The sequence below is a fragment of the Streptomyces sp. NPDC102259 genome, from assembly GCF_044766465.1.
Classification (GTDB): domain Bacteria; phylum Actinomycetota; class Actinomycetes; order Streptomycetales; family Streptomycetaceae; genus Streptomyces.
In genome coordinates this window covers 18326-37622 of the sequence record NZ_JBIWMA010000023.1, presented here as the reverse complement: position 1 = coordinate 37622, position 19297 = coordinate 18326, and the positions used below count along the sequence as shown (strand labels likewise).

15 protein-coding genes and 1 pseudogene are annotated in these 19297 nt (G+C 73.6%); 3 read left to right on the top strand and 13 right to left on the bottom strand.

The features are described 5' to 3' along the window. Nucleotides 1-365: 365 nt before the first annotated feature. The 12 genes from ACIRPU_RS35585 to ACIRPU_RS35530 all read right to left on the bottom strand — a co-directional run bounded on the left by ACIRPU_RS35585 (nt 366) and on the right by ACIRPU_RS35530 (nt 15263). Nucleotides 366-860: a GNAT family N-acetyltransferase gene (locus tag ACIRPU_RS35585; protein WP_403874810.1), complete on the bottom strand. Its 495-nt coding sequence runs from the start codon at nt 858-860 to the stop codon at nt 366-368. Continuing rightward, nucleotides 857-1945: a pyridoxal phosphate-dependent aminotransferase gene (locus tag ACIRPU_RS35580; protein WP_403874808.1), complete on the bottom strand. Its 1089-nt coding sequence runs from the start codon at nt 1943-1945 to the stop codon at nt 857-859. The genes ACIRPU_RS35585 and ACIRPU_RS35580 overlap by 4 nt, the downstream gene beginning before the upstream one ends. Further along, on the bottom strand, nt 1942-2370 hold the full coding sequence (locus ACIRPU_RS35575) for a cupin domain-containing protein (protein ID WP_403874806.1): 429 nt from the start codon (nt 2368-2370) through the stop codon (nt 1942-1944). The genes ACIRPU_RS35580 and ACIRPU_RS35575 overlap by 4 nt, the downstream gene beginning before the upstream one ends. An 11-nt stretch (nt 2371-2381) precedes the next feature. Further along, nucleotides 2382-3713, bottom strand: coding sequence for an acetyl-CoA carboxylase biotin carboxylase subunit family protein (locus ACIRPU_RS35570; protein WP_403874804.1), 1332 nt, complete (start codon nt 3711-3713; stop codon nt 2382-2384). A gap of 12 nt (nt 3714-3725) precedes the next feature. Next, nucleotides 3726-4451 (bottom strand): GNAT family N-acetyltransferase, encoded by a 726-nt coding sequence (locus tag ACIRPU_RS35565; protein ID WP_403874802.1) that lies wholly within the window; start codon nt 4449-4451, stop codon nt 3726-3728. Nucleotides 4452-4463: 12 nt separating this feature from the next. Next, nucleotides 4464-5789 (bottom strand): MFS transporter, encoded by a 1326-nt coding sequence (locus ACIRPU_RS35560; RefSeq protein ID WP_403874800.1) that lies wholly within the window; start codon nt 5787-5789, stop codon nt 4464-4466. Continuing rightward, nucleotides 5786-6850, bottom strand: a complete 1065-nt coding sequence (locus tag ACIRPU_RS35555; protein ID WP_403874798.1) for a methyltransferase — start codon at nt 6848-6850, stop codon at nt 5786-5788. Before ACIRPU_RS35555 ends, ACIRPU_RS35560 begins: the two co-directional genes overlap by 4 nt. Before the next feature lie 18 nt (nt 6851-6868). After that, nucleotides 6869-8212: a hypothetical protein gene (locus ACIRPU_RS35550; RefSeq protein WP_403874796.1), complete on the bottom strand. Its 1344-nt coding sequence runs from the start codon at nt 8210-8212 to the stop codon at nt 6869-6871. 8 nt (nt 8213-8220) lie between these two features. Continuing rightward, the gene (locus ACIRPU_RS35545) at nt 8221-12681 is read right to left on the bottom strand and encodes an amino acid adenylation domain-containing protein (protein ID WP_403874794.1); all 4461 of its coding nucleotides are present in this window, start codon (nt 12679-12681) and stop codon (nt 8221-8223) included. Beyond that, a complete protein-coding gene (locus ACIRPU_RS35540; protein WP_403874792.1) occupies nt 12678-12947 on the bottom strand; it encodes an acyl carrier protein in 270 nt (89 codons plus the stop codon). Before ACIRPU_RS35540 ends, ACIRPU_RS35545 begins: the two co-directional genes overlap by 4 nt. 177 nt (nt 12948-13124) lie before the next feature. After that, on the bottom strand, nt 13125-13973 hold the full coding sequence (locus ACIRPU_RS35535) for a hypothetical protein (RefSeq protein WP_403874790.1): 849 nt from the start codon (nt 13971-13973) through the stop codon (nt 13125-13127). 48 nt (nt 13974-14021) lie between these two features. Next, nucleotides 14022-15263 (bottom strand): tryptophan 2,3-dioxygenase, encoded by a 1242-nt coding sequence (locus ACIRPU_RS35530; protein ID WP_403874788.1) that lies wholly within the window; start codon nt 15261-15263, stop codon nt 14022-14024. 368 nt (nt 15264-15631) lie between these two features. On the opposite strand from ACIRPU_RS35530, the pseudogene ACIRPU_RS35525 reads away from it, so the two are divergent. Beyond that, nucleotides 15632-15775: pseudogene (locus tag ACIRPU_RS35525) on the top strand (GntR family transcriptional regulator); the annotation flags it as partial. Nucleotides 15776-15810: 35 nt separating this feature from the next. On the opposite strand, the gene ACIRPU_RS35520 reads toward ACIRPU_RS35525, so the two are convergent. Further along, complete coding sequence (locus ACIRPU_RS35520) at nt 15811-16380, bottom strand: hypothetical protein (RefSeq protein ID WP_403874786.1); 570 nt, start codon at nt 16378-16380, stop codon at nt 15811-15813. 474 nt (nt 16381-16854) lie between these two features. Between ACIRPU_RS35520 and ACIRPU_RS35515 the strand changes: the two genes are divergently transcribed. After that, entirely contained in the window at nt 16855-17700 is an 846-nt protein-coding gene (locus ACIRPU_RS35515) for an MIP/aquaporin family protein (protein WP_403874784.1), read from the top strand. 24 nt (nt 17701-17724) lie between these two features. Continuing rightward, a complete protein-coding gene (gene glpK, locus ACIRPU_RS35510) occupies nt 17725-19242 on the top strand; it encodes a glycerol kinase GlpK (protein WP_385567815.1) in 1518 nt (505 codons plus the stop codon). Nucleotides 19243-19297: the final 55 nt, after the last annotated feature.

Sequence of the window (19297 nt, the reverse complement as noted above, 5' to 3'; positions counted from 1 at the left end):
CTCGGAGAGGAGCGGAGCGGAGCGGAGCAAGGCGCGGCCACGGCCGCGCGCCGCCGCCGGATCGGATGCCGGCGACGCTGCTGGATCGGGTTCGGGCAGCGCCGCCACTTCGAGTTCGGGCAGCGCCGCCGGATCGGCGTCGGGCGGCACCGAATCAGGTGCGGGCGACCGCCGGGTCGGATGCGGGCGACCGCTGGGTCGGGTGCGGGCGACCGCTGGGTCGGGTGCGGCCGGCGCTGCTGGATGGGATGCGGGCTGCCGCTCGGTCGGGTGCGGATCGGATGCGGGGCGGGGCCGGATCGGGGTGCGGATCGGCGCCGGAACGGGTGCAGATCGGCGCCTGATGAAGTGCGGGTGGGGGTCGGTCAGGTGGTGAGGGTGTAGACGAGCTGTCCGTCGCGATCGGGGCGGCGGGTGAAGCCGGCCCGTTCCATGACGCGTTGGGAGGAGGTGTTGGTGTGCGTGGTCGTGGCGATGACCGTGTCGACGCCCGAGTCGTCCAGCGCCCGGCGGGCGAGCGCGGCCAGGGCCTCGGTCGCGTAGCCGCGGCCGCGGGCGTCCGGGTGCAGGTCGAAGCCGATCTCGACGTGTCCGCCGGTCGGCGGACCCTGGAATCCCATGGCGCCGACGACGAGGCCGTCCTCGCCGCGGACGAGCACGTACATGCCCCAGCCGGGCCGGTGCGATCCGGCCGCGTGTGCGTCGGCGAGCAGCCCCGCCGCCTCCCGCGAGCCCTCCCCTGGGGCGCCGCCCAGCCAGTCAAGTCCGCCGGGCCGGCCCTCCCGCACTTCCAGGGCCTCGGCCGGCAGCACCTCCCGCAGTCGCAGGCGGTCGGTGTCGAGAGCGATCACTCGCGTCACGGATGCTCCTGTGCGGTCGCGCGCGAGGGCGGCGTCGCCCCGGGCGCGGTGACGCGGTCGGTGACGGGGGCGACGATGTCGAGGGCGTCGAGGAGGCGTTCGAGGTCCGTGGCCCCGCCGATGGAGATCCGTAGGTACCCGTCGAGTCCGAAGCGGCCCGCGTCGCGGACGAGGATGCCGTGGTCGCGCTCCAACAGCCGTTCGGCCCGCGCGGAGTCGGGCACCGGCACGGCGAGGAAGTTGGTCACCGACGGCAGCGCCCCGCGCCCCCGGACGGCCAGTTCGGCCCGGAACCGCTCACGGGCCAGGGCGTTGCCCCGCCGTACCCGCTCCAGGTGGTCGTGGTCGGCGAGCGCGGCCACGGCGGCCGCCTGGGCGGCCCGGTTGACGCTGAACGGCATGCTGCCCTGCACCTCGCGCAGCCGGCCCACGAGGTCGGCGCGACCCACGGCGTAGCCGATGCGCAGCCCGGCCAGCCCGTGCGCCTTGGAGAAGGTGCGCAGCGCCAGCACGGGAGCGCCGGTGCCCAGGTAGTCGAGGACCTGGGGCGTGCCGGGCGGCGCGAAGTCCAGGTAGGCCTCGTCGACCACGAGGGGGGTGCCGGTGGCGGTCGCCCGTTCGACGAGGAGGTCGAACGCGGCCCGGTCCAGGGCGCCCCCGGAGGGGTTGTGCGGGTTGCACACGTACGCCACGCCCGCGCCGTCGAAGGCGTCGGCCAGCGCGTCGACGCCGTCCATGGGAACCTCGCGGCAGCCGCGCCCGACGTTCTCCAGGCAGATCCGGTAGCCGGGGAAGGTGCCCGCGGTGGTGATCCCGGGGCGCTGACGGTCGCCCAGGCACAGCGCGGTGAGCAGGACCAGCTCGTCGCTGCCGTTGGCGACGGCGACCTGGTCCGGCCGGACGCCCAGCAGTTCGGCGACGGCCTGGGCGGGCGCGGCGCGGGCGGGGTCGGGATAGGTCCCGGTGTCGTCGACGGCCCGGTGGGCGGCGGCCAGGGCGTGCGGGCTGGGGCCGTACGGGCTCTCGCTGAGGTGGAGGCGCACGGGCGCGCCGGGCGGGGTGCGCGGGAGGGCCGGGGCGGTCATCGTCCGCCGCCGAGCAGCAGACCGAAGCAGTAACTGCCGGGCTCGGCCTCCAGGGTGAGGAAGCGGTGCTCGGCGCCTGCGGGGACGCGCAGCAGAGCGGGCGAGGTCAGCTCGTGCCGGTCGCCGTCGACGAGGACCTCGATGCGGGCGCCGCCGGGGTGGGGCGAGACCAGGAAGTAGATCTCGTCGACCTCGTGCCGGTGGGGATCGGCGACCGGCTTGCCGACCAGGTGGTCGATGGGGCCGCCGGCCAGCTCGACGGGGACGCCGCCGAACATGTCGGCCGTCAGGTAGAAGGGCGCCGGTGCGTGGTGGCCGGCCACCGGCAGGAACCGGGGGATGTCGGTGCGGATCTCGGCGCCTGCCGCTCGCGGGGCCGGGGCGGACGTGGACGTGGACGTCGGCGTCGGCGTCTCGGTGGTCATCGGGGGGCCTTTCATCGGTCGAGGTGGGTGAGCGGGCCGTGGCCGGCCAGGTCGCGGGCGCGCACGGTGCGCGAGTCCGCTGCGTCGGGGGCGTCGGGGGCGTCGGGGGCGTCGGTGAAGGTGTAGGTGAGGGCGTCGAGGGCTTGGTCCAGGGCGGTGAGCATGGCGGCGTGGTCGTCGGCCGTGCCCCACAGCACGGCCAGCTCGGCGGTGCCGACGCCGGGTGCGAGCCGGGTGCCGGGCCGCACGCGGGTCTCGTAGCCGTCGAGGCCGGGCGCGGCGAGCGCGTCCGCGACCCCGTGCACACCGGTCAGCAGGCCGCCCTCGGTGGGGGCCGGGACCGCACGGGCGTACACCACCCGCTCCTGCGGCGCCCAGGTCTCGGGGGCGGGGCCGCCCAGCGCCAGTCGTCCCGCCAGTGCCACCGGGTCCAGTCCGCCCGCCAGCCGGCCGAGGCCGCTCTGGAATCCGCCCAGCCTGCCGTTGACCTCGATCAGCCGGGGTCCGCGAGCGGTCAGTTTGACCTCGGTGTGGGTGATGCCGGTGCGCAGTCCGAGCGCCTCGACCGCGCGGCCGGCCAGATCGAGCACCGCCGCCCGTTCGGTGTCGGCGAGCGGTGCCGGCCAGTAGTGGCCGACCTCGCGGAACGGCGGGGCCAGCGGGAACTTCCCGGTCACCGCCCAGTGCGTGACCCGGCCGTCCACCACCGCGCTCTCCACGGAGACGTGGTCGCCGAACGGGGCACGGTCGACGCCCACGAGGTACTCCTCCAGGACGAGGGCCTCCTCGGCGTCCGGGCCGGTCAGCAGTTCTGCCGCGAGCGCGGCGCCGGTGTCCGCGTCCCACACCGGATGGGTGCTGCGGCTGCCCTCGCCGCGCACCGGCTTGAGGACCGCGGGCAGCCCCACCGCCGCGAGCGCGGGCGCCCAGTCCCGCGGGGTGCGCAGGAGCCCGGTCCGCACGGGGTCCACGCCCCGCTCACGGAGCCTGCGCCGCTGCTCGTGCTTGTCCGTCAACAGCCGTACGGTGTCGGCGTCGTGGTACGGCAGCCCGAGCCGCTCGGCGAGTCCCGCCGTCGTGGCGAGCCGGCGCTCGCTGAAGGTGAGCACGGCGTCGGGACGGTGGGCCGCGAGCCGCGCGGCGGCTTCGTCGAGGGCGGGTGCGCTGTCACCGCCCACGGCGACGACCGGCGCCAGGTCGGCCAGCAGCGGGGCGACGTCTTCGGTGTGGGCCGAGCGGCACACGGCGAGGACGATGTCACCGAGCGGTTCGAGCCGGTCCACGATGTCCGCGGGGGCGACGGAGCCGAAGTCGTAGACGACGGCGATCACGGGGCGTGGCATGGCCGGCCGTCCTCAGGCGTCGACGTGGTCGGGGTCGGGCGCGTAGCGCACCCCGGAGAGGGCGGCGGACAGCGCGGTGGCCGCGGGGGCGCCCGGCGTGGCCTCGACGCCGAACATGCCGAGCGCCGGCTCCAGGCCTCCGATCTCCGCGGGGATCACGCGTGACGCCTCCCAGTCCGCCCGGCGCAGCCGGTAGCGGTCGCTGACGGCGCGCAGTCCGCGTACGGCGTTGATCTGCGTGCCGTCGTGGGCGAAGCCGAACTTGCGGCACACGGCCTGCGAGGCGGTGTTCTCCCGCCGGACGACGGAGAAGGCGTCCTGTGCGCCGAGGCCGCCGAAGGCCAGTTCCAGGATGGCGGCGCGGGCCTGGCCGCCCAGTCCCAGGCCTTGGTGGCGCAGGCCCAGCCAGGAGGTCAGGAGCACCTCGCGGGTCACCGCGAAGTCGCGTGCGCCCAGTGACTGGGAGCCCACCACCTCGCCGTCGTGCGCCACCACCAGGTACAGCGTCCAGTCGTCGGGGCTCCAGTGGGCCATGGCGTTCCAGTGGCGCTGGAGGACCCGGCGGGCGACGGCGGCCGGATCGCCGTCCGTCCACTGCGAGAAGAAGGGCATGAAGCCGGGCGCGTGCACGCCCTCGGCGCCCAGTGCGGCGAGCGCGTCGAGGTCCTGCGGGGACGGCCAGCGCAGTTCGACGAGCGGGGTGCGCACGGTGATGCCGCTCAGTGGCCAGTGCTGCATGACGGTTACCTCCTAGGCGCCGCTGGCGGCGGTGACGGGTGCGGATCCGGTGTCGGCGGCCGCGGGTTCGTCGGCCTCGGCTTCCGGTGCCGGTTCGGGCAGGTCGGCGTCGGCCGGCAGGGTGCGGCGCAGTGCCGGTCCCACGAGGGCGACGGCGGCGCAGACGACGATCAGGGCGACGACCAGCGGCAGACCGTCGGCGAGCGGGAGCGTGGCCCCGGCGAGGAGGGGACCGGCCACCGAGCCGGTGGAGACGGCCACCGACAGCATGGCGTTGACCCGGCCCCGGGCGCGTTCCCCGGCGAGGTCGTTGAGGAGCCCGGTGACCACGGGGAACACCAGGGCCTCGCCCACCGACAGCAGCAGCACCCCGGCCATGGCCGTGACGGTCGCGGCGGTGCCGTGCTGACGGCCCGCGACCAGCACGAGGGCCCAGGCCGCCGCCCACAGGAGGCCGGTGAGGGACAGCACGGTGCTGCGCCGCACCCGCTGGACGCGCTCGCCGAGGACCACCTGGGTGAGGACGGCGACGACGACGTTCACGGCGAAGGTGCCGGACAGTCCCTCCGGGCCCACCGCGCCGTCGGCCGTGAGATAGCCGGGCAGCCCGGACCTGAGCTGCCCGTACGACACCAGCGAACACAGGGTCACCGTGGCCAGCAGCACCGCGAGGGCCCGCTGTCCCAGCACCTCGCGGTAGCCGGCCGGTCCCGTCGGCGCCGTCTTCCCGCCGCCGCGTTCGATGCGCGGCAGCAGCAGGAGGAAGGCCGCGCCGGCGGCCAGGAAGGTCGCGCCGTCGGCGAGGTAGAGGGCCGTGAAGCGGGCGGCGCGGGACCCCGGTCCCGAGGCGGCGACCAGGCCGCCGACGAGGACGCCGAGTCCGGTCATCGCGTTGAACACGGCGTAGTCGGCCGAGAAGGCGAGCCCGCGCTCGCGGGCCGTGGCCGCCCCGGCGTACAGATAGCGCAGGACCGTGCCCACGCCGCTGATGCCGAGCCCGTACACGACGGCGGCGGTGAGCGCGGCCGGCGCCGAGGTGACGAAGGCGTACAGGCCGGTGCCCAGGCCGGCGACGCACATCACCAGCGTGACGACGGTGCGCGGCGCGAGCCGGTCCAGGACGGCGCCCCAGGCGAGGCCGCCGACGACGGCGGTGGCGGCCTGGACGGCGAGGGTGGCGGCGGGGATCCAGGACGCCAGGCCGCGGACCTGGTCCAGGTAGATCCAGAGGAACGGCAGGACCAGGCCCCCGCCGAAGGAGTTGACCGCGTTGACCGCCAGCACGGCCCGGGTGCGCGGGGAGAACGCGCGCAGGACCGCGAGGGGGTTGGCGCTCACCGCGCTTCCAGGACGTACAGCCACGAGTGCGGGGTGCCGAAGGGAACCGTGCGGACCGGGTGGAGGCCGGCGGACGCGAACAGGTCCTCGTAGGTCTCCTTGGTGTGCAGCGGTACGCCCATGAGCGCGTGCGCGAGTTCGTAGCCGAGGGAGAACACCGGCAGGGTGGCGGAGCCCTCGGCCTCGGGGCGGAGCATGGTGTCGGCGAGGACGAAGGTCCGGGCGGCCGGGAACGCCTCGCGCAGCCGGGTGAACAGGTGCGGGCGGGTGGCGGGGTCGGCGAGCAGGTCGTGCAGCAGGAAGAAGCTCATCACGGTGTCCACCTCGGCGATGGCGTCGCGGTGCGCCTCGCGGTGACACACGTCGAGCACGTCGGCGCGGATCGCGCGGACCCGGTCCTGAAGGCCTGCCTCGGCGATGGTGCGGTGGCCGAGTTCGGTGGCGGGGCCGCTGATGTCCAGGCCGAGGCCGCGGGTGCCGGGCCGGGCGCCGACGACCCGGCTGACCCGGGCGGAGATGCCGCTGCCGAGGTCGGCGAGGGTGCGGAAGTCGATGCCGTCGAGGACGTCGTCGAGGGTGGTGGACATGAAGGAGCGGTCGTTCTGGCCGGAGCCGAGGGCGACCATCGCCTCGTCGCGCAGCAGGGTGTCGCCGAACGTGGCCTCGCCGGTGGCCAGTCGGGCGGCGCCGGAGAAGACGTCGCTGTAGCCGCCGACCGCCCAGGTGAAGTAGCCGCGCATACGGAGCGTCTCGCGTCCGGCGTCGGTGAGGACCGCGGTGTCGCCGTCGTCCTCCAGCCGCAGCCAGCCGCACACGGCCGCGGCGCGCAGTACCTCGCGGAGGACGCGCTCGCGGACGGCGGGCCCGGCGGAGCGCACGAAGTCCGTGATGTCCAGGCGGGGTTCGACGGCCAGCCGGTCCCAGACGCCGAGCCGGTCGAGGGTGTGTACGACGGTTGCGGCGACGTAGCCGTTGAAGGCCTGGTCGACGCCGATCGGGGCGGGCGCGGCGCCGTACCAGTCGGCGGGCAGCGCGTCGGGCGGGGTGTGCAGGAGCGTCATGGCGATGTCCGTTCGGTGTCAGGCGGGTTGGGGTTGCGTCGGCGGGGCGTAGGCGCCCACCAGGCCGACGAGTTCGTCGAGCAGGCGCCGGGGGTCGAGCGTGGCGGTGAGCGGTTCGTAGACGGCCAGGGCCAGTGCCCAGTGGGCGGGTCCGCCTCGGGAGCAGCAGCGCACCAACGGCGTGTCGCGCAGGGGGAGCGGCTGTCGGGCCGCGTCCAGCACCGCCTCCCGCAGGTGCTCCGGCCCGGCGTCGTGGTCGGGGACGAGGGGGGCGGGACGGGCGTCCGGGGTGGGCAGGGTGCGGGCCCGCCAGCGCCCGCCCGGTTCGCTGAAGACGGTGCGCAGGGCCGGGTGCCTGCGCTGGAGTTCGGCGAAGGCGGCGCTCAGGGCGTCGGGCGCGGGCGGCGGTCCCGGTACGACGGTCGCGACGGCCACGTTGTGGTCGCCGGAGGAGCCGTGCCGTACCAGGTCGTAGAACAGCCAGCGCTGTTCGTACGGCGTGAGCGGGCGGGTGGGAGCCGCGTCGGCCGGCGCGGGGCCGCCCGGTTCGCGGCGTCGGAACGGGTGTCCGGGCAGCCGGACCCGGCGGCCGGGGCGGCCCAGCGAGGTGTCGACCTCGTAGCCGCGCCGCCACAGTTCGGCGAGCAGCCGCGCGTACGTGGTGCCGTCGGCCGGGTCGAGGGTGAGTGGGTCGAGGGTGAGCTGGTCCAGCGCGTCCGGCCGGGGTGCGCCGATCACGACGACGGGTGCTCCGGTGTGCCCCTCCTCGGGGAGGTCTTCGTCGGGGAGGGCTTCGTCGGGGCCCGGGGTGCCCGCGGCGGCGGCCGACAGGGCGTCCGGCAGGGCGAGGTCACCGCGTGCCGCCGCGGCGGCGAGAGCGCCGGCTCCCGTTCCGCGCACGGCACACGGGGTCACGCCGCGGGCCCTCAGCCAGGCCGTCAGGCCGTACAGGACGGCGACGGTTCGGGCCGCCTCGACGTCGTCGGCGTGTTCCCGAGCGAGCCGCAGGGCGTCGGCCACCTCGGGGAGGTCCACGGATGCCGAGGTGAGCGTCGTGCCGTCGAGCAGGAGGAGGGGCCCGTCGCCGGGGGCCCGCACGGGCGCCGGGTCCGGGTCCGCCGGGGCGCCGACGTCCGCGAGCAGCGCGGCGGCCTCGGCGGCCGAGTCACCGGTGACGGCGTACCGGCACGGGAAGCGTTCACGGCCCGTCCCGAGGGTCAGGGCCACGTCGTCGAGGTCGGCGTCCGGCGTGTTCTCCAGCCACCCGGCCAGGCGGGCGCGCGTCTCGGCCAGGGACTCGGGGTCCCGGGCGGACAGGGCCAGCACACGCGGGAGGTCCGTCAGGGGCAGGGGTCGGTTCATTTCGCGGGTCACACCCTTTCCGGCTGCGGGAGGACGGCTGCCGCCGACGCGGCCCGGTGCTGCTGCACCACCACGTGGGCGTTGGTGCCGCCCACGCCGAAGGAGCTGACACCGGCCGTGCGCGGCCGGTCCGTCCGCTCGGTCCAGGCGCGGCCCTCGCTCAGCAGGGACAGGCGGCTGTCGGCGCCCAGTTCGTCGATGGGCTCGGCGACATTGGGCGTGGCGGGCAGGTGCCCGTGGTGGACGGCGAGCACGGCCTTGATGAGTCCGGCGATGCCGGCGGCGGTGTTGCAGTGCCCGATCGACGCCTTGACCGATCCGACGGCGACCGGCGGGCCCGTCCGCCCGAGCGCGTCGGCGAGGGCCGTCATCTCGATGGCGTCGCCGAGCCGGGTCCCGGTGCCGTGGGCCTCGACGAAGCCGATGTCGGCGCCGGCGACACCGGCGGCCGCCAGGGCCTCGCGGATGACCCGCGACTGGCCTTCGACGCCGGGTGCGGAGTAACCGATGCGCGCCTTGCCGTCGTTGTTGACCGCGCTCCCCCGGATCACCGCGTACACCGGGTCACCGTCGCGTTCGGCGTCGGCGAGGCGCCGGAGCAGCACCGCTCCGGCGCCGAAGCCGCCCACGGTTCCGGAGGCGCGCCGGTCGAAGGGCCGGCACATGCCGTCGTCGGCGTAGAGGAACCCCGGACGGTGGCGGTAGCTGCCGTCGGAGGCCGGGTCGAGGGAGACCGCGCCGGCGAGGGCGTAGTCGCTGCTGCCGGTGAGCAGACTGCGGCAGGCGAGGTGGACGGCGTACAGGCCGGTGGAGCAGGCGGTGTCCAGCAACAGCGCCTCGCCCCACAGGTCGTGCAGGTAGGCGAAGCGGGAGGCGACGAAGGTGGGGTCGGCGTTGACGACGTCGTCCACCCGGGCCTCGGGGTCGGTGTCGAGGACCTTGGCGCAGCCCGCGTAGAGGCTGGTGCGGGAGGCGATGTCGGACAGCCGCAGGGAGGCGTCCTCGACGGCCGACCACAGCACCTCGTGCAGCACTCCCTGCTGAGGGTCACCGTGGCGCAGGTCCTCCTCGCTGAAGCCGAGGAAGTCGGCGTCGTAGCGGGTGCCCTCGGCGACCATGCCCCAGCGCGCCACCCGCCGCTGCCCGCCGGGCAGTTCGGTGATCAGCGGCCCGGGCCCCTCGGAGAAGCAGTCCCGTCCGGTGCGCAGGTTGTCCCAGAAGGCGGCCAGGTCGGCGGAGCCGGCGAACCGCGCGCCCATGCCGACGACCGCGACGGCGTCGTCGTCGGGCCGGGACACGGGCCGGGCCGTGCGGCGCGCGGCGGCCGGACGCGGGGTGTCGCCCGCGTCGCCGCCGACCAGGCGGGTCTGCGACCGGACGGTGGTGTGGCGCAGCAGGTCGCCGATGGACGGCCCGGTCCCGGTGGCGCGGCGCAGCGCCGCCTGGAGCCGGACCAGGAGGAGCGAGTGCCCGCCCACGTCGAAGAAGTTGTCGTCGGGGCCGAAGGCACGTTCACCCAGCACCTCTTGCCAAGCGCCGCGGACCGCCTCGTGGAGGCCGGTCGCGGGGGCGGCGGCGTCACGGGTCTCCCCTCGCGCCGGTGACGGGACCGGCGACGCCGCGCTGTCCTCGGGGCGGGGCAGTCGCCGCCGGTCGATCTTGCCGTTGGGGGTGAGCGGCAGCTCGTCGAGGGCGAGCAGGTGGGAGGGGACGGCGAACGCCGGCAGGCTCGCGCGCAGATGGCGCATGACCTCGGTCCGGACTCCGGGCCTGGCGAGCACCGCGTAGCCGACGATCTCCTTCTCGTCCCGGTCGTTGCGGCGGCTGGTGACGAAGGCCGCGGTGACGTCCGGGTGGGCGCGCAGGGCGGACTCGACCTCGCCGAGCTCGACCCGCTGGCTCCTGATCTTGATCTGGTTGTCGGCCCGCCCGATGAACTCCAGCCGGCCGTCGGCGGTCCAGCGCACCCGGTCACCGGTGCGGTAGAGCCTGCCGCCCGGCTCGTCGCCGAACGGGTCGGCCCAGAACCGCTCGGCGGTGCGGGCGGAGTCGCCCAGGTAGCCGAGGGCCACGCCGTCACCGCCGAGGACGAGTTCGCCGGGCATGTACGGCGGCGCGGGGACGAGCGTTTCCTCGAAGACGACGTGGGCGCGGGTCCCGGGCACCGGTGCGCCGATGGACAGGGTGCGGGCCGCCTCGGCCACCTCCTCGACCGGGCACCAGGTCGAGGTGAAGGAGTTCTCCGTGGGGCCGTAGCTGTGCAGCAGGGTCCCCGGGCGGGCCCAGCGCAGCGCCTTGCGCAGGTGCGGGACGGAGACCAGCTCACCGCCGAAGTACACCCGCCGCAGCGTCTGGAGGAGGTCGGGCGCGTCCTCGATGATGCGGTTGAGCAGCGGCGTGGTGACCAGCAGAGTCGTCACGCCCAGGTCGCGGACGGCCGTGCGCAGGGCGGGCGGGTCGAGGACGAGTTCCTTGTCGAGTACGGCCAGCCGTGCGCCGTGCGTGAGGGCGCCCCAGATCTCGTAGGTCGCGCCGTCGAAGTTGAGCGGGGAGAGGTGCGAGACGGTGTCGTCGGGTCCGAGCGGCAGGAAGTCCGGCCGGTGCATCAGGCGCACCACACCGCCGTGGTGCAGCAGGACGCCCTTGGGGCGACCCGTGGAGCCGGAGGTGTAGAGGACGTTGAACACGCTCTCCGGGCGGATGCCGACGACGGGCGGCGTGCCCGGCAGGGCGGCGGACGCGCGGGCGATGTCCTGCGTGGTGTGGACGGGCAGTCCGTCCGGCGCCCCGCCGGTGCCGGCCGGCTCGGCGATCAGCAGCCGGGGACGGGCGTCGTCCAGGACCAGCCGCAGCCGGGCGTCGGGATGGTCGGGGTCGAGCGGCAGATAGGCGGCCCCGGCCATGGCGACGGCCAGCATCGCGGTGATCGTGTGCGCACCGGGCCGCAGCGCCAGGGCGACCAGGTCACCTTCGCGGACGCCGGCTTCGGACCGGAGCCAGTGCGCGGCGCGCGCCGCCGCTTCGGTCAGGGAGCGGTAGGTGAGGACGTGTTCGCCGTGCACGACGGCGACGGCGTCGGGGGCGCGGCGGGCCGCCCGCAGGACCAGGTCGGGCACGCTCGGTCGCGCGGCGGTCTCCTCGGCGTCCGGAGCCGGACCGTCGCCCGCGGGTGCTTCGGCCAGAGCGGCGAGCAGCTCCCCGCAGCGGGCGCCCGAGCGTCCGGCGGCCGAGAGCAGCGCGTCGAGCTGCCGGGCCATCAACGCGGCGGAGGTCTCGGTGTACAGGCTGGTGTCGTAGTCGACGCGCAGGACCAGCCGGTCGGCGTACTCCAGGGCGGCCAGGGCGAGGTCGTACTTCGCCGAGGCGGTGTCCAGGTGCACCACGCGCACGACGGCTCCGGGCACCTCCTGGGCGCCGCCGGTACGGGGCTGGTGCAGAAACACCGCCCGGTACGCGGGCGTGGCCGCGGGCGGCGGCGGTCCGCCGTCGGCGAGCGCCTCCATGGAGTCGAGCACCTGCTCGCCCAGGCGCTGGGCGTGGGCGCCGAACTGCTCGTCGGCGGCCATGCGGCTGCGGACCGGCAGCACCCGGGTGAACAGGCCCACCGCGTCCTCGGCGCCCGGCGCGTCACGGCCGGCGAACGGCATGCCCAGGACGCCGTCCTGCTCGCCGGACCAGGCGTGCAGCAGCAGGCTCCACGCGGCCAGCAGCACCACGGCGGGCGACACGGATCGCGCGACGGCGAGGTCGCGTACGGCCGTGAGGCGTTCCGCGGACAGGGTGCGCTCGACCCAGCCGGCCGTACCCCGCAGCTGCTGCTCGCCGCGGACCAGATCGGGCAGCGGGCCGAGGGTGACGGGGTCGTCGGCGAGCAGGTCACGCCAGTACGGGGCCGGTGCGCGCTCCGCGTCCGTGGCTTCCGTGACGTGTGTCGCGGTGGGCCGCGTCGGTTCGACGGAAGCGTCCGCGGTGGCGGACTCGCCGGCGGAAGCATGGACGCGGTACGCGGCGAGGACGTCGGCCGCGATGACGTCCAAGGTGCGCCCGTCGGCGACGATGTGATGCACCGTCAGCACGATCAGGGCGCCGTCGTCGTGGTGCAGCACCTCGGCGCGCAGCAGGGGCGCGCCGCTCGGGTCGAGGGGCCGCTGCGCCGCCCGGACCGCCTCCTGGCGCGCCGCGTCGGAGCGGCATGAGCCGGACCGCCGTACGACGCTCAGCGGAAGCGGCGCCGTCGGCTCCGGGCGGAAGCACAGGTCCCCGTCCTCGGCGTCGAAGCGGCCGGCCAGTTCGGGTCGCCGGGCGAGCAGGTCGGACAGCGCCCGCCGCAGGGCCCGGACGTCGAGGTCGCCGAGGAACTCCAGGGCCACCGGCACGTTGTAGCGGCCCGACTCCGGCTCGCAGCGGTCCGCGAGCCAGATCTCCGTCTGGGCGGCCGAGACCGGCAGCCTCGCCGGGCGGCCGCTCACGGGCGCACCTCCGACGCGTCGGCCGCGATCGCCTGCGCCAGCCCGCCCACCGTGGGGTTGCGGAAGAGGACCCGCACCGAGATCTTCCGGCCCAGCTCCGCGCCCAGGTCCCTGACCACGTGGAGGGCGCCCAGGGAGTGGCCGCCGACCTGGAAGAAGTGGTCTCCGTCGGTGAATTCGTCGTGTCCGAGTGCGTCGGCCCAGGCCTTGCGCACCAGGGCGGTGAGCTCACCGGTTCCGCGTGTCTCGGATTCGGTCGCCGTCACGGCAGTCGTGTCCTTCCGTACTTCGTCCGGGCCGCACAGGCAGGTGTCTGCACAGGCGGGTGTCGGGTCAGGCAGGGGTGGGGCGTGCGGGATCGGGGCAGGCGGGCACCGGGGCAGGCAGGTGCCGGGGCAGGCAGGTATCGGGTCAGGCGGGTATCGGGTCAGGCGGGTGCCGGGTCAGGCGGGCGTCTGCTCGTCGGGCACGAATGCCCGGTAGGTGTCGTCCACGGAGTCCCACAGGCGCGGGAAGAGGCTTCGCTCGGCCATGGCGCGGACGCCCGCCGTGGACTGGCCGCGCAGGCTCTTGGGCAGGTCCTCCCGGGTGTCCGGGCCCGCGGACGCGGCGGTCTCGGGATGGCCGCCGAGCTGGGACCACACCAGCCGCAGGTGATGGTGCTTCCAGGCCGCGACCGCGCCGTCGAGCCGCAGCAACGCCTGCCGTACGAGGGCGAGGTCGGGGGCCCGGTCCTCGCGGGCCGGCGACGCGGCGCGGCCCTGAGCCGTGATGAGCTCCCGCACGCCGATCCCCTCGCGGGCGACGGCGGCCTCCGTCTCCTGCCACAACGCGGTGGCCGCGCGGCGCAGGTTGCGGGCGCCGGGCGAGTCGAGACCGGTGGTGTTCTCCGGGAAGGTCTCCCGCATCAGCAGCAGACTCTCCTGCGGCAGGAAGTCCAGCAGCGCCTGCAGCGCGCGGACCGAGACGTCGCCCATCGCGGCGGCGCGTTCCAGCAGTTGGGCGGCGAGAAGGTAGTCGCGCTCACGCAGCCCCTCGGCCGCACGACGCATCTCGTAGTGCATCTCGCACCACGCGTACTCGGTGATCAGGTGCACCGTCTGGAACAGCCGCTGGTCCGGGTGGACGAGCCCGTCCTCCGGCAGCAGGGCCGACAGGGCGGCGGTGAGCCGCGTGTCCTCTTCGTAGTTGCTGCCCCGGTCGTACTCGTAAACGAAGAGGCGGTTGCGCTCTTCGGGGTTCATCGTCCGGCGGGCCGTTCCCGGCCTGCCGGGCTGCGCTTGCTTGCTCATCGTGGGGAACGCCTCCGGGCGAGGGGGTCGTGGGCGTGGGGAGCCGGCTCAGCCGACGAGGGCGCTGTGCCGGTCCGGGGCAGGGAACAGCCGGTTGTCCAGGACCGCCGCGAGGTAGGGCACACCCTGCGTGTATCCGGTGCCGGAGCGCTCGCCGATCATCCGCACGGCCAGGCGGTAGTGGGTCTGCTTCCACCGCTGGTGCACCGATTCCAGCCGGGCCGCCGCCGCCCTGAGCGCGGCGTCGTCCGCCGGGTCCAGCCGGTGTTCGGCGATCAGGGCGTGCCAGGTGCCCTGGACGGTGGCCTGCCCGTTCACCACCCGCTCGCGCACCAGGGGCACGGAGGTGTAGGCGGAGGAGGCGAGCCGGGCGAGGCTCGGCGTGGAGCACAGCGACTCGAAGGTCTTGTACCCGGCGGACTGGATGGCGCTCGCGCCTTCGGTGAAGGTCCGGAAGGTCTGGAAGGCTTCGGGCCGCATGGTCGCCAGCAGGGAGAACAGGGGCAGGGATTCCTTGAGGACATCGGCCACGGTGCCGACGAGCTCGGCGGACTCCTGCGGCCGGTCGTCGTCGAGCCGCCGCACCGCTGTGGCAAGGGCGGACGACATGAAGGTGAACGTGGTCTCGAACGACTGGAGGGTCCGCAGGAAGAGGTACTCGTCGTGGAGGACGTACACCGGCTGCACGCTGGCCGACAGGGCCAGGGACTGCTCCGGTGCGGCGGAGCGCAGGATCTCCGCGGCCAGCGGACCGCCGGGGGTACGGCCGGGGACCGCGGCGACGGCGGCGGCGTCCACGACTCCCGACGGCAGCGCGCGCAGGGCGGCGGGCTCCATCACCCGTACGGCCAACCGGGCGCGCTTGGCGATGAGTTCGGGTGACGGCGGCATGTCGTGCGGTGCGTCCGGGGTGTCCGTCGACGCCCGCTCCTCGAACCGCAGGAGATCAGCAAGCAGGAGCAGCACCACTTCGTCGCGTGAGCGGAGCGCCTCGTGCCGGTCGGTCGGCGCGGGCCGCGTGAGCAGGGACAGGGCGGTGTAACTGGGGTAGTCGTAGCGGTCGTCGTGCTTGTCGAGGACGACATCGAGGAACCTGTGCAGGAAAGACGACCCGTCGCGGCCTACGGCCCCTGACTCCGACTCGGCCACCGAACTACGTATCTCGTCCAACAGGCGAAGGAGTTCGGCGTCCAGGAAATGCTTGCCGACCGACCGCAGATGCCCGAGAACCAGAGCGTAGGGGAAATCCGCGGACCTGCCGAGCACCGCCCAGGCACGTAATTCGTCCAAGACATCGGCAGCGACAGCCACGGCAGGGAGGACTGCCGTCCCGCCGGATTCCGCGGAGGTCATGCGCTTTCCCGGAACGTGGACGAGTCGGAGCCTCCGCGTGTGTTCCTCAACGGGGGCCGGGAATTTCGAGTGACCATGGAATGGTGTCCTTTACTCGGAACGAGTGGCGACCGCGAAACCCCGAGGCGCTTTGCCTTTCGAATTCAGCGCCGCACGCGATCACTTTCAGGACAAGATCCTCCGCCTCTCGATCCGAACTCCCAAGTCACCAATTCCCGGTCACGCACGAACGGTCCCGGGGTCACGTGAGTGCACGGCGGGGGTCGGCAGTCGGTCGTGCCGGCCCTTCCGGAGGGTGAGGGTGCGCACTCCTGTTCGAGTGCCTCATCAGCGACACCGGCGGCCGGCCCGTCGGGTACGTCGTCGAGTACGTCCACTCCGTCTACCGGGGCGACCGCTACCGGCTGGCCTCCCGCCCGCCGACAGCGCCTCCACTGACAGCGTCTCCGCCGACCGCGCTGGCGGCGGACGCGCCCACCCGCGCTCAGGCGGTCCGGCACGAGCGGCCCCAGAGACGGCGCCGCGTCCACCACCACCGGCCGGACCTCCTGCTGTCCACCATGCGGTCGTGGAGGTACGTGTGCGGCAGTTCGGCCGTCCGGCCGGCGAGCTCCTCGAACGCCGACAGGTACGAGCCGTCCCTGCCGCGCAGCTCGCGCTCCCGCTCCACATAGGGCCGGGCCGCCTGCCAGACGCTGACGATCCGGTACCGCAGGAGAGGCAGGAACACTTCCTCGTCCACGATCCGGAAGACGGTCAGGGTGGCGAGGGACTGGTAGTAGTAGACGACGTTGCAGAAGGCCTCTTTGGCGTCGTGCGGAAGCCCGCGCACCCCACCGCTCGGGGCGTGCTCCTGCTGGAGTCGCCCACACACGTAATCGTGCTGGTCGTGGAACGAGGCCGACCGGAACTCGGCGAGCAGTCCGAGCATGGGTTGAATGTTGTTCGCATGCCGACTGACGCGGGTTTGCAGCACGCCGAGCCAGGTGGGCACGGCGATGGCGATCACCGCGATGACCACCGGAAGGACGTTGACCAGGAAGGTTTTGACCATCCGGTCAACGCTAGGCAGGAGCCGCCGCCGACAAGTCGGATGGTCACGTTCGGAGCCTTTTCGTCACCCCTCGCTGAAGTTAATCATCCAAGAGATCATCTCGAGTCCAGAGGTGATCGATATTGATTCCCTGATGTCGAACCCGCGACCCCCCTCGGGCGGCCTCGGGGCGGCCCCTGGGCGACGCCAGGGATGGCCAGGGGGTGGCCGCCAGGTCGCTCAAGGCGATGGTGCGCGTGGGGTGTGTGGGGCGTCTGAGGCGCATGATGCGCGATCCGCCCGGCGAGAATGCGTCTTCGCGCTTCGTCACGGAGCGCCGTGGATCGGACCCGGCCGCCGGACACCCCGGCGGCACCGGCCCCACCTGGCCGAATATCCCATTTGTGCGCATAGTCCATGATCGCCCTATGCTGTTGTACGGGAGAGCTCGAGCAGTCGACGTGCCGGCTCCGTGCCGGCGGGAAGCGGGCTTCCATGGCTGAGCGATTCAAAAGTCGGGGATTGATCGGCGAGGTGTCGGCCGAATTCGCCGGCACCATGATTCTCATCCTCTTCGGCTGTGGCGTGGTGGCCCAGGTGGTCGCCGGTGGAGCGCTCACGACGCCGCCCGGAGGGCTCGGAAACCACGACAGCATCGCCTGGGCCTGGGGCCTTGGCGTCACTCTGGGTGTCTACGTCGCGGCGCGACTGAGCGGCGCCCATCTCAATCCGGCGGTGACGGTCGCCCTGGCCACGTTCAAGGGCTTCCCGTGGAGCAAGGTGGCGCCCTACGCGCTGGCCCAGACCGCCGGCGCCTTCGCGGCGGCCCTCATCGTGCGGTGGAACTACACCGAAGCACTGGCGAAGGCCGACCCCGGACACACCATCAAGACGCAGGGCGTGTTCTCCACACTCCCCGCAAACGGCAATCCGAACCTGCCCGTCCACGAGTGGGGCGCGTTCCGTGACCAGGTCATCGGTACCGCCATCCTGCTCCTGCTGATCCTGGCCGTCACGGACCTGCTGAACACGCCGCCGGGCGCCAACCTGGCCCCGTTCATCGTCGGTCTGATCGTCGTGGCCATCGGCATGGCGTGGGGCACCAACGCGGGTTACGCGATCAACCCGGCCCGTGACTTCGGGCCCAGACTGGCCAGCTTCTTCACGGGCTACGGCACAGCATGGCGAGATCAGTACGGGAACCTCTACTTCTGGGTGCCGATCGTCGGTCCCCTGATCGGCGGGCTGCTCGGCGCCGGCATCTACAAGGTCTTCGTCGGTCGGTTCCTGCCGACGGCGGAGCCCGAGCCTCCCGGCCGGGTCCCGTCCCCCGAGGAATGACACCCACAGCAGAGGCGGCAACCCATGGCTGACTTCGTGGGCGCGGTGGACCAAGGCACCACCAGCACCCGATTCATGATCTTCGACCACTCCGGCAACGAAGTGGCGAAGCACCAGCTGGAGCACGCCCAGATCCTTCCGCGCTCGGGGTGGGTCGAGCACGACCCGGTGGAGATCTGGGAGCGCACCAACTCGGTGATGCAGAACGCGCTCCGGCACGGCAACCTCTCCCCCGAGGATCTGGCCGCGATCGGCATCACCAACCAGCGGGAGACCACCGTCGTGTGGGACCCGCGCAACGGACGGCCTTACTACAACGCCATCGTCTGGCAGGACACCCGTACCGACTCCATCGCGGCGGCTCTGGAACGCTCGGGCCAGGGCGACGTGATCCGCCGCAAGGCGGGCCTGCCACCGGCGACCTACTTCTCCGGCGGCAAGATCCAGTGGATTCTGGAGAACGTCGACGGGGTCCGCGAGGCGGCGGAACAGGGTCACGCCGTCTTCGGCAACACGGACGCCTGGGTTCTGTGGAACCTGACCGGCGGCCCCGACGGCGGTGTCCACGCCACCGACGTGACCAACGCCAGCCGCACCATGCTGATGGACCTGGAGACCCTCGACTGGGACGACGAGCTGCTGGGCTTCTTCAACATCCCCCGGCAGATGCTGCCCACCATCAATCCGTCCTCCCACCGCGAGGCGTTCGGCGTGACCCGCACCTCCCGGCCGTTGCGCGCCGCCATCCCCATCTGCGGGGTGCTCGGCGACCAGCAGGCTGCCACGGTCGGACAGGTCTGCTACGCGCCGGGCGAGGCCAAGAACACCTACGGCACGGGCAACTTCCTGGTCCTCAACACCGGTACGGAGCTCGTCCGTTCGCAGCACGGTCTGCTCACCACCGTGGCGTACCAGTTCGGCGACAGCCCGGCGATCTACGCCCTGGAGGGCTCCATCGCCGTCACCGGCTCCGCGGTGCAGTGGCTGCGCGACCAAATGAAGATCATCAACGATGCGGCGGAGAGCGAGACGCTGGCGCGCACCGTGGAGGACAACGGCGGGATGTACTTCGTGCCCGCCTTCTCGGGCCTGTTCGCTCCGTACTGGCGCTCCGACGCCCGCGGCGCGATCGTCGGCCTGGCCCGCTACAACGACAACGGCCACCTGGCCCGGGCGACACTGGAGTCCATCTGCTACCAGAGCCGCGACGTGGTCGAGGCCATGGAGCAGGACTCCGGAGTCCACCTCGACGTGCTCAAGGTCGACGGCGGCGTCACGGCCAACGACCTGTGCATGCAGATCCAGGCCGACGTCCTCGGCGTACCGGTCAGCCGTCCGGTCGTCGCCGAGACGACCGCGCTCGGCGCCGCCTACGCGGCGGGCCTGGCCACCGGTTTCTGGCGCGACACCGACGAACTGCGCACCCACTGGCAGGAGTCCAAGCGCTGGGAGCCCCAGTGGTCCGACGACCAGCGCACGGAAGGCTACGCCGGCTGGAAGAAGGCGGTGGAGCGCACGCTCGACTGGGCCAAGGTCGAGTAGCCCGACGCCGACAAGCGCCGCCCGCGAACATCGGGCGGCGCTTGCGCGCGTCGCG

What these genes read in the sequence shown, in the direction of transcription:
- ACIRPU_RS35580 (WP_403874808.1), bottom strand. Translation starts at nt 1,945, where the DNA reads ATGACCGCCCCGGCCCTCCCGCGCACCCCGCCCGGCGCGCCCGTGCGC.
- ACIRPU_RS35575 (WP_403874806.1), bottom strand. Translation starts at nt 2,370, where the DNA reads ATGACCACCGAGACGCCGACGCCGACGTCCACGTCCACGTCCGCCCCG.
- ACIRPU_RS35550 (WP_403874796.1), bottom strand. Translation starts at nt 8,212, where the DNA reads ATGAACCGACCCCTGCCCCTGACGGACCTCCCGCGTGTGCTGGCCCTG.
- ACIRPU_RS35520 (WP_403874786.1), bottom strand. Translation starts at nt 16,380, where the DNA reads ATGGTCAAAACCTTCCTGGTCAACGTCCTTCCGGTGGTCATCGCGGTG.
- glpK (WP_385567815.1), top strand. Translation starts at nt 17,725, where the DNA reads ATGGCTGACTTCGTGGGCGCGGTGGACCAAGGCACCACCAGCACCCGA.
- ACIRPU_RS35535 (WP_403874790.1), bottom strand. Translation starts at nt 13,973, where the DNA reads ATGAGCAAGCAAGCGCAGCCCGGCAGGCCGGGAACGGCCCGCCGGACG.
- ACIRPU_RS35570 (WP_403874804.1), bottom strand. Translation starts at nt 3,713, where the DNA reads ATGCCACGCCCCGTGATCGCCGTCGTCTACGACTTCGGCTCCGTCGCC.
- ACIRPU_RS35515 (WP_403874784.1), top strand. Translation starts at nt 16,855, where the DNA reads ATGGCTGAGCGATTCAAAAGTCGGGGATTGATCGGCGAGGTGTCGGCC.
- ACIRPU_RS35555 (WP_403874798.1), bottom strand. Translation starts at nt 6,850, where the DNA reads ATGACGCTCCTGCACACCCCGCCCGACGCGCTGCCCGCCGACTGGTAC.
- ACIRPU_RS35565 (WP_403874802.1), bottom strand. Translation starts at nt 4,451, where the DNA reads ATGCAGCACTGGCCACTGAGCGGCATCACCGTGCGCACCCCGCTCGTC.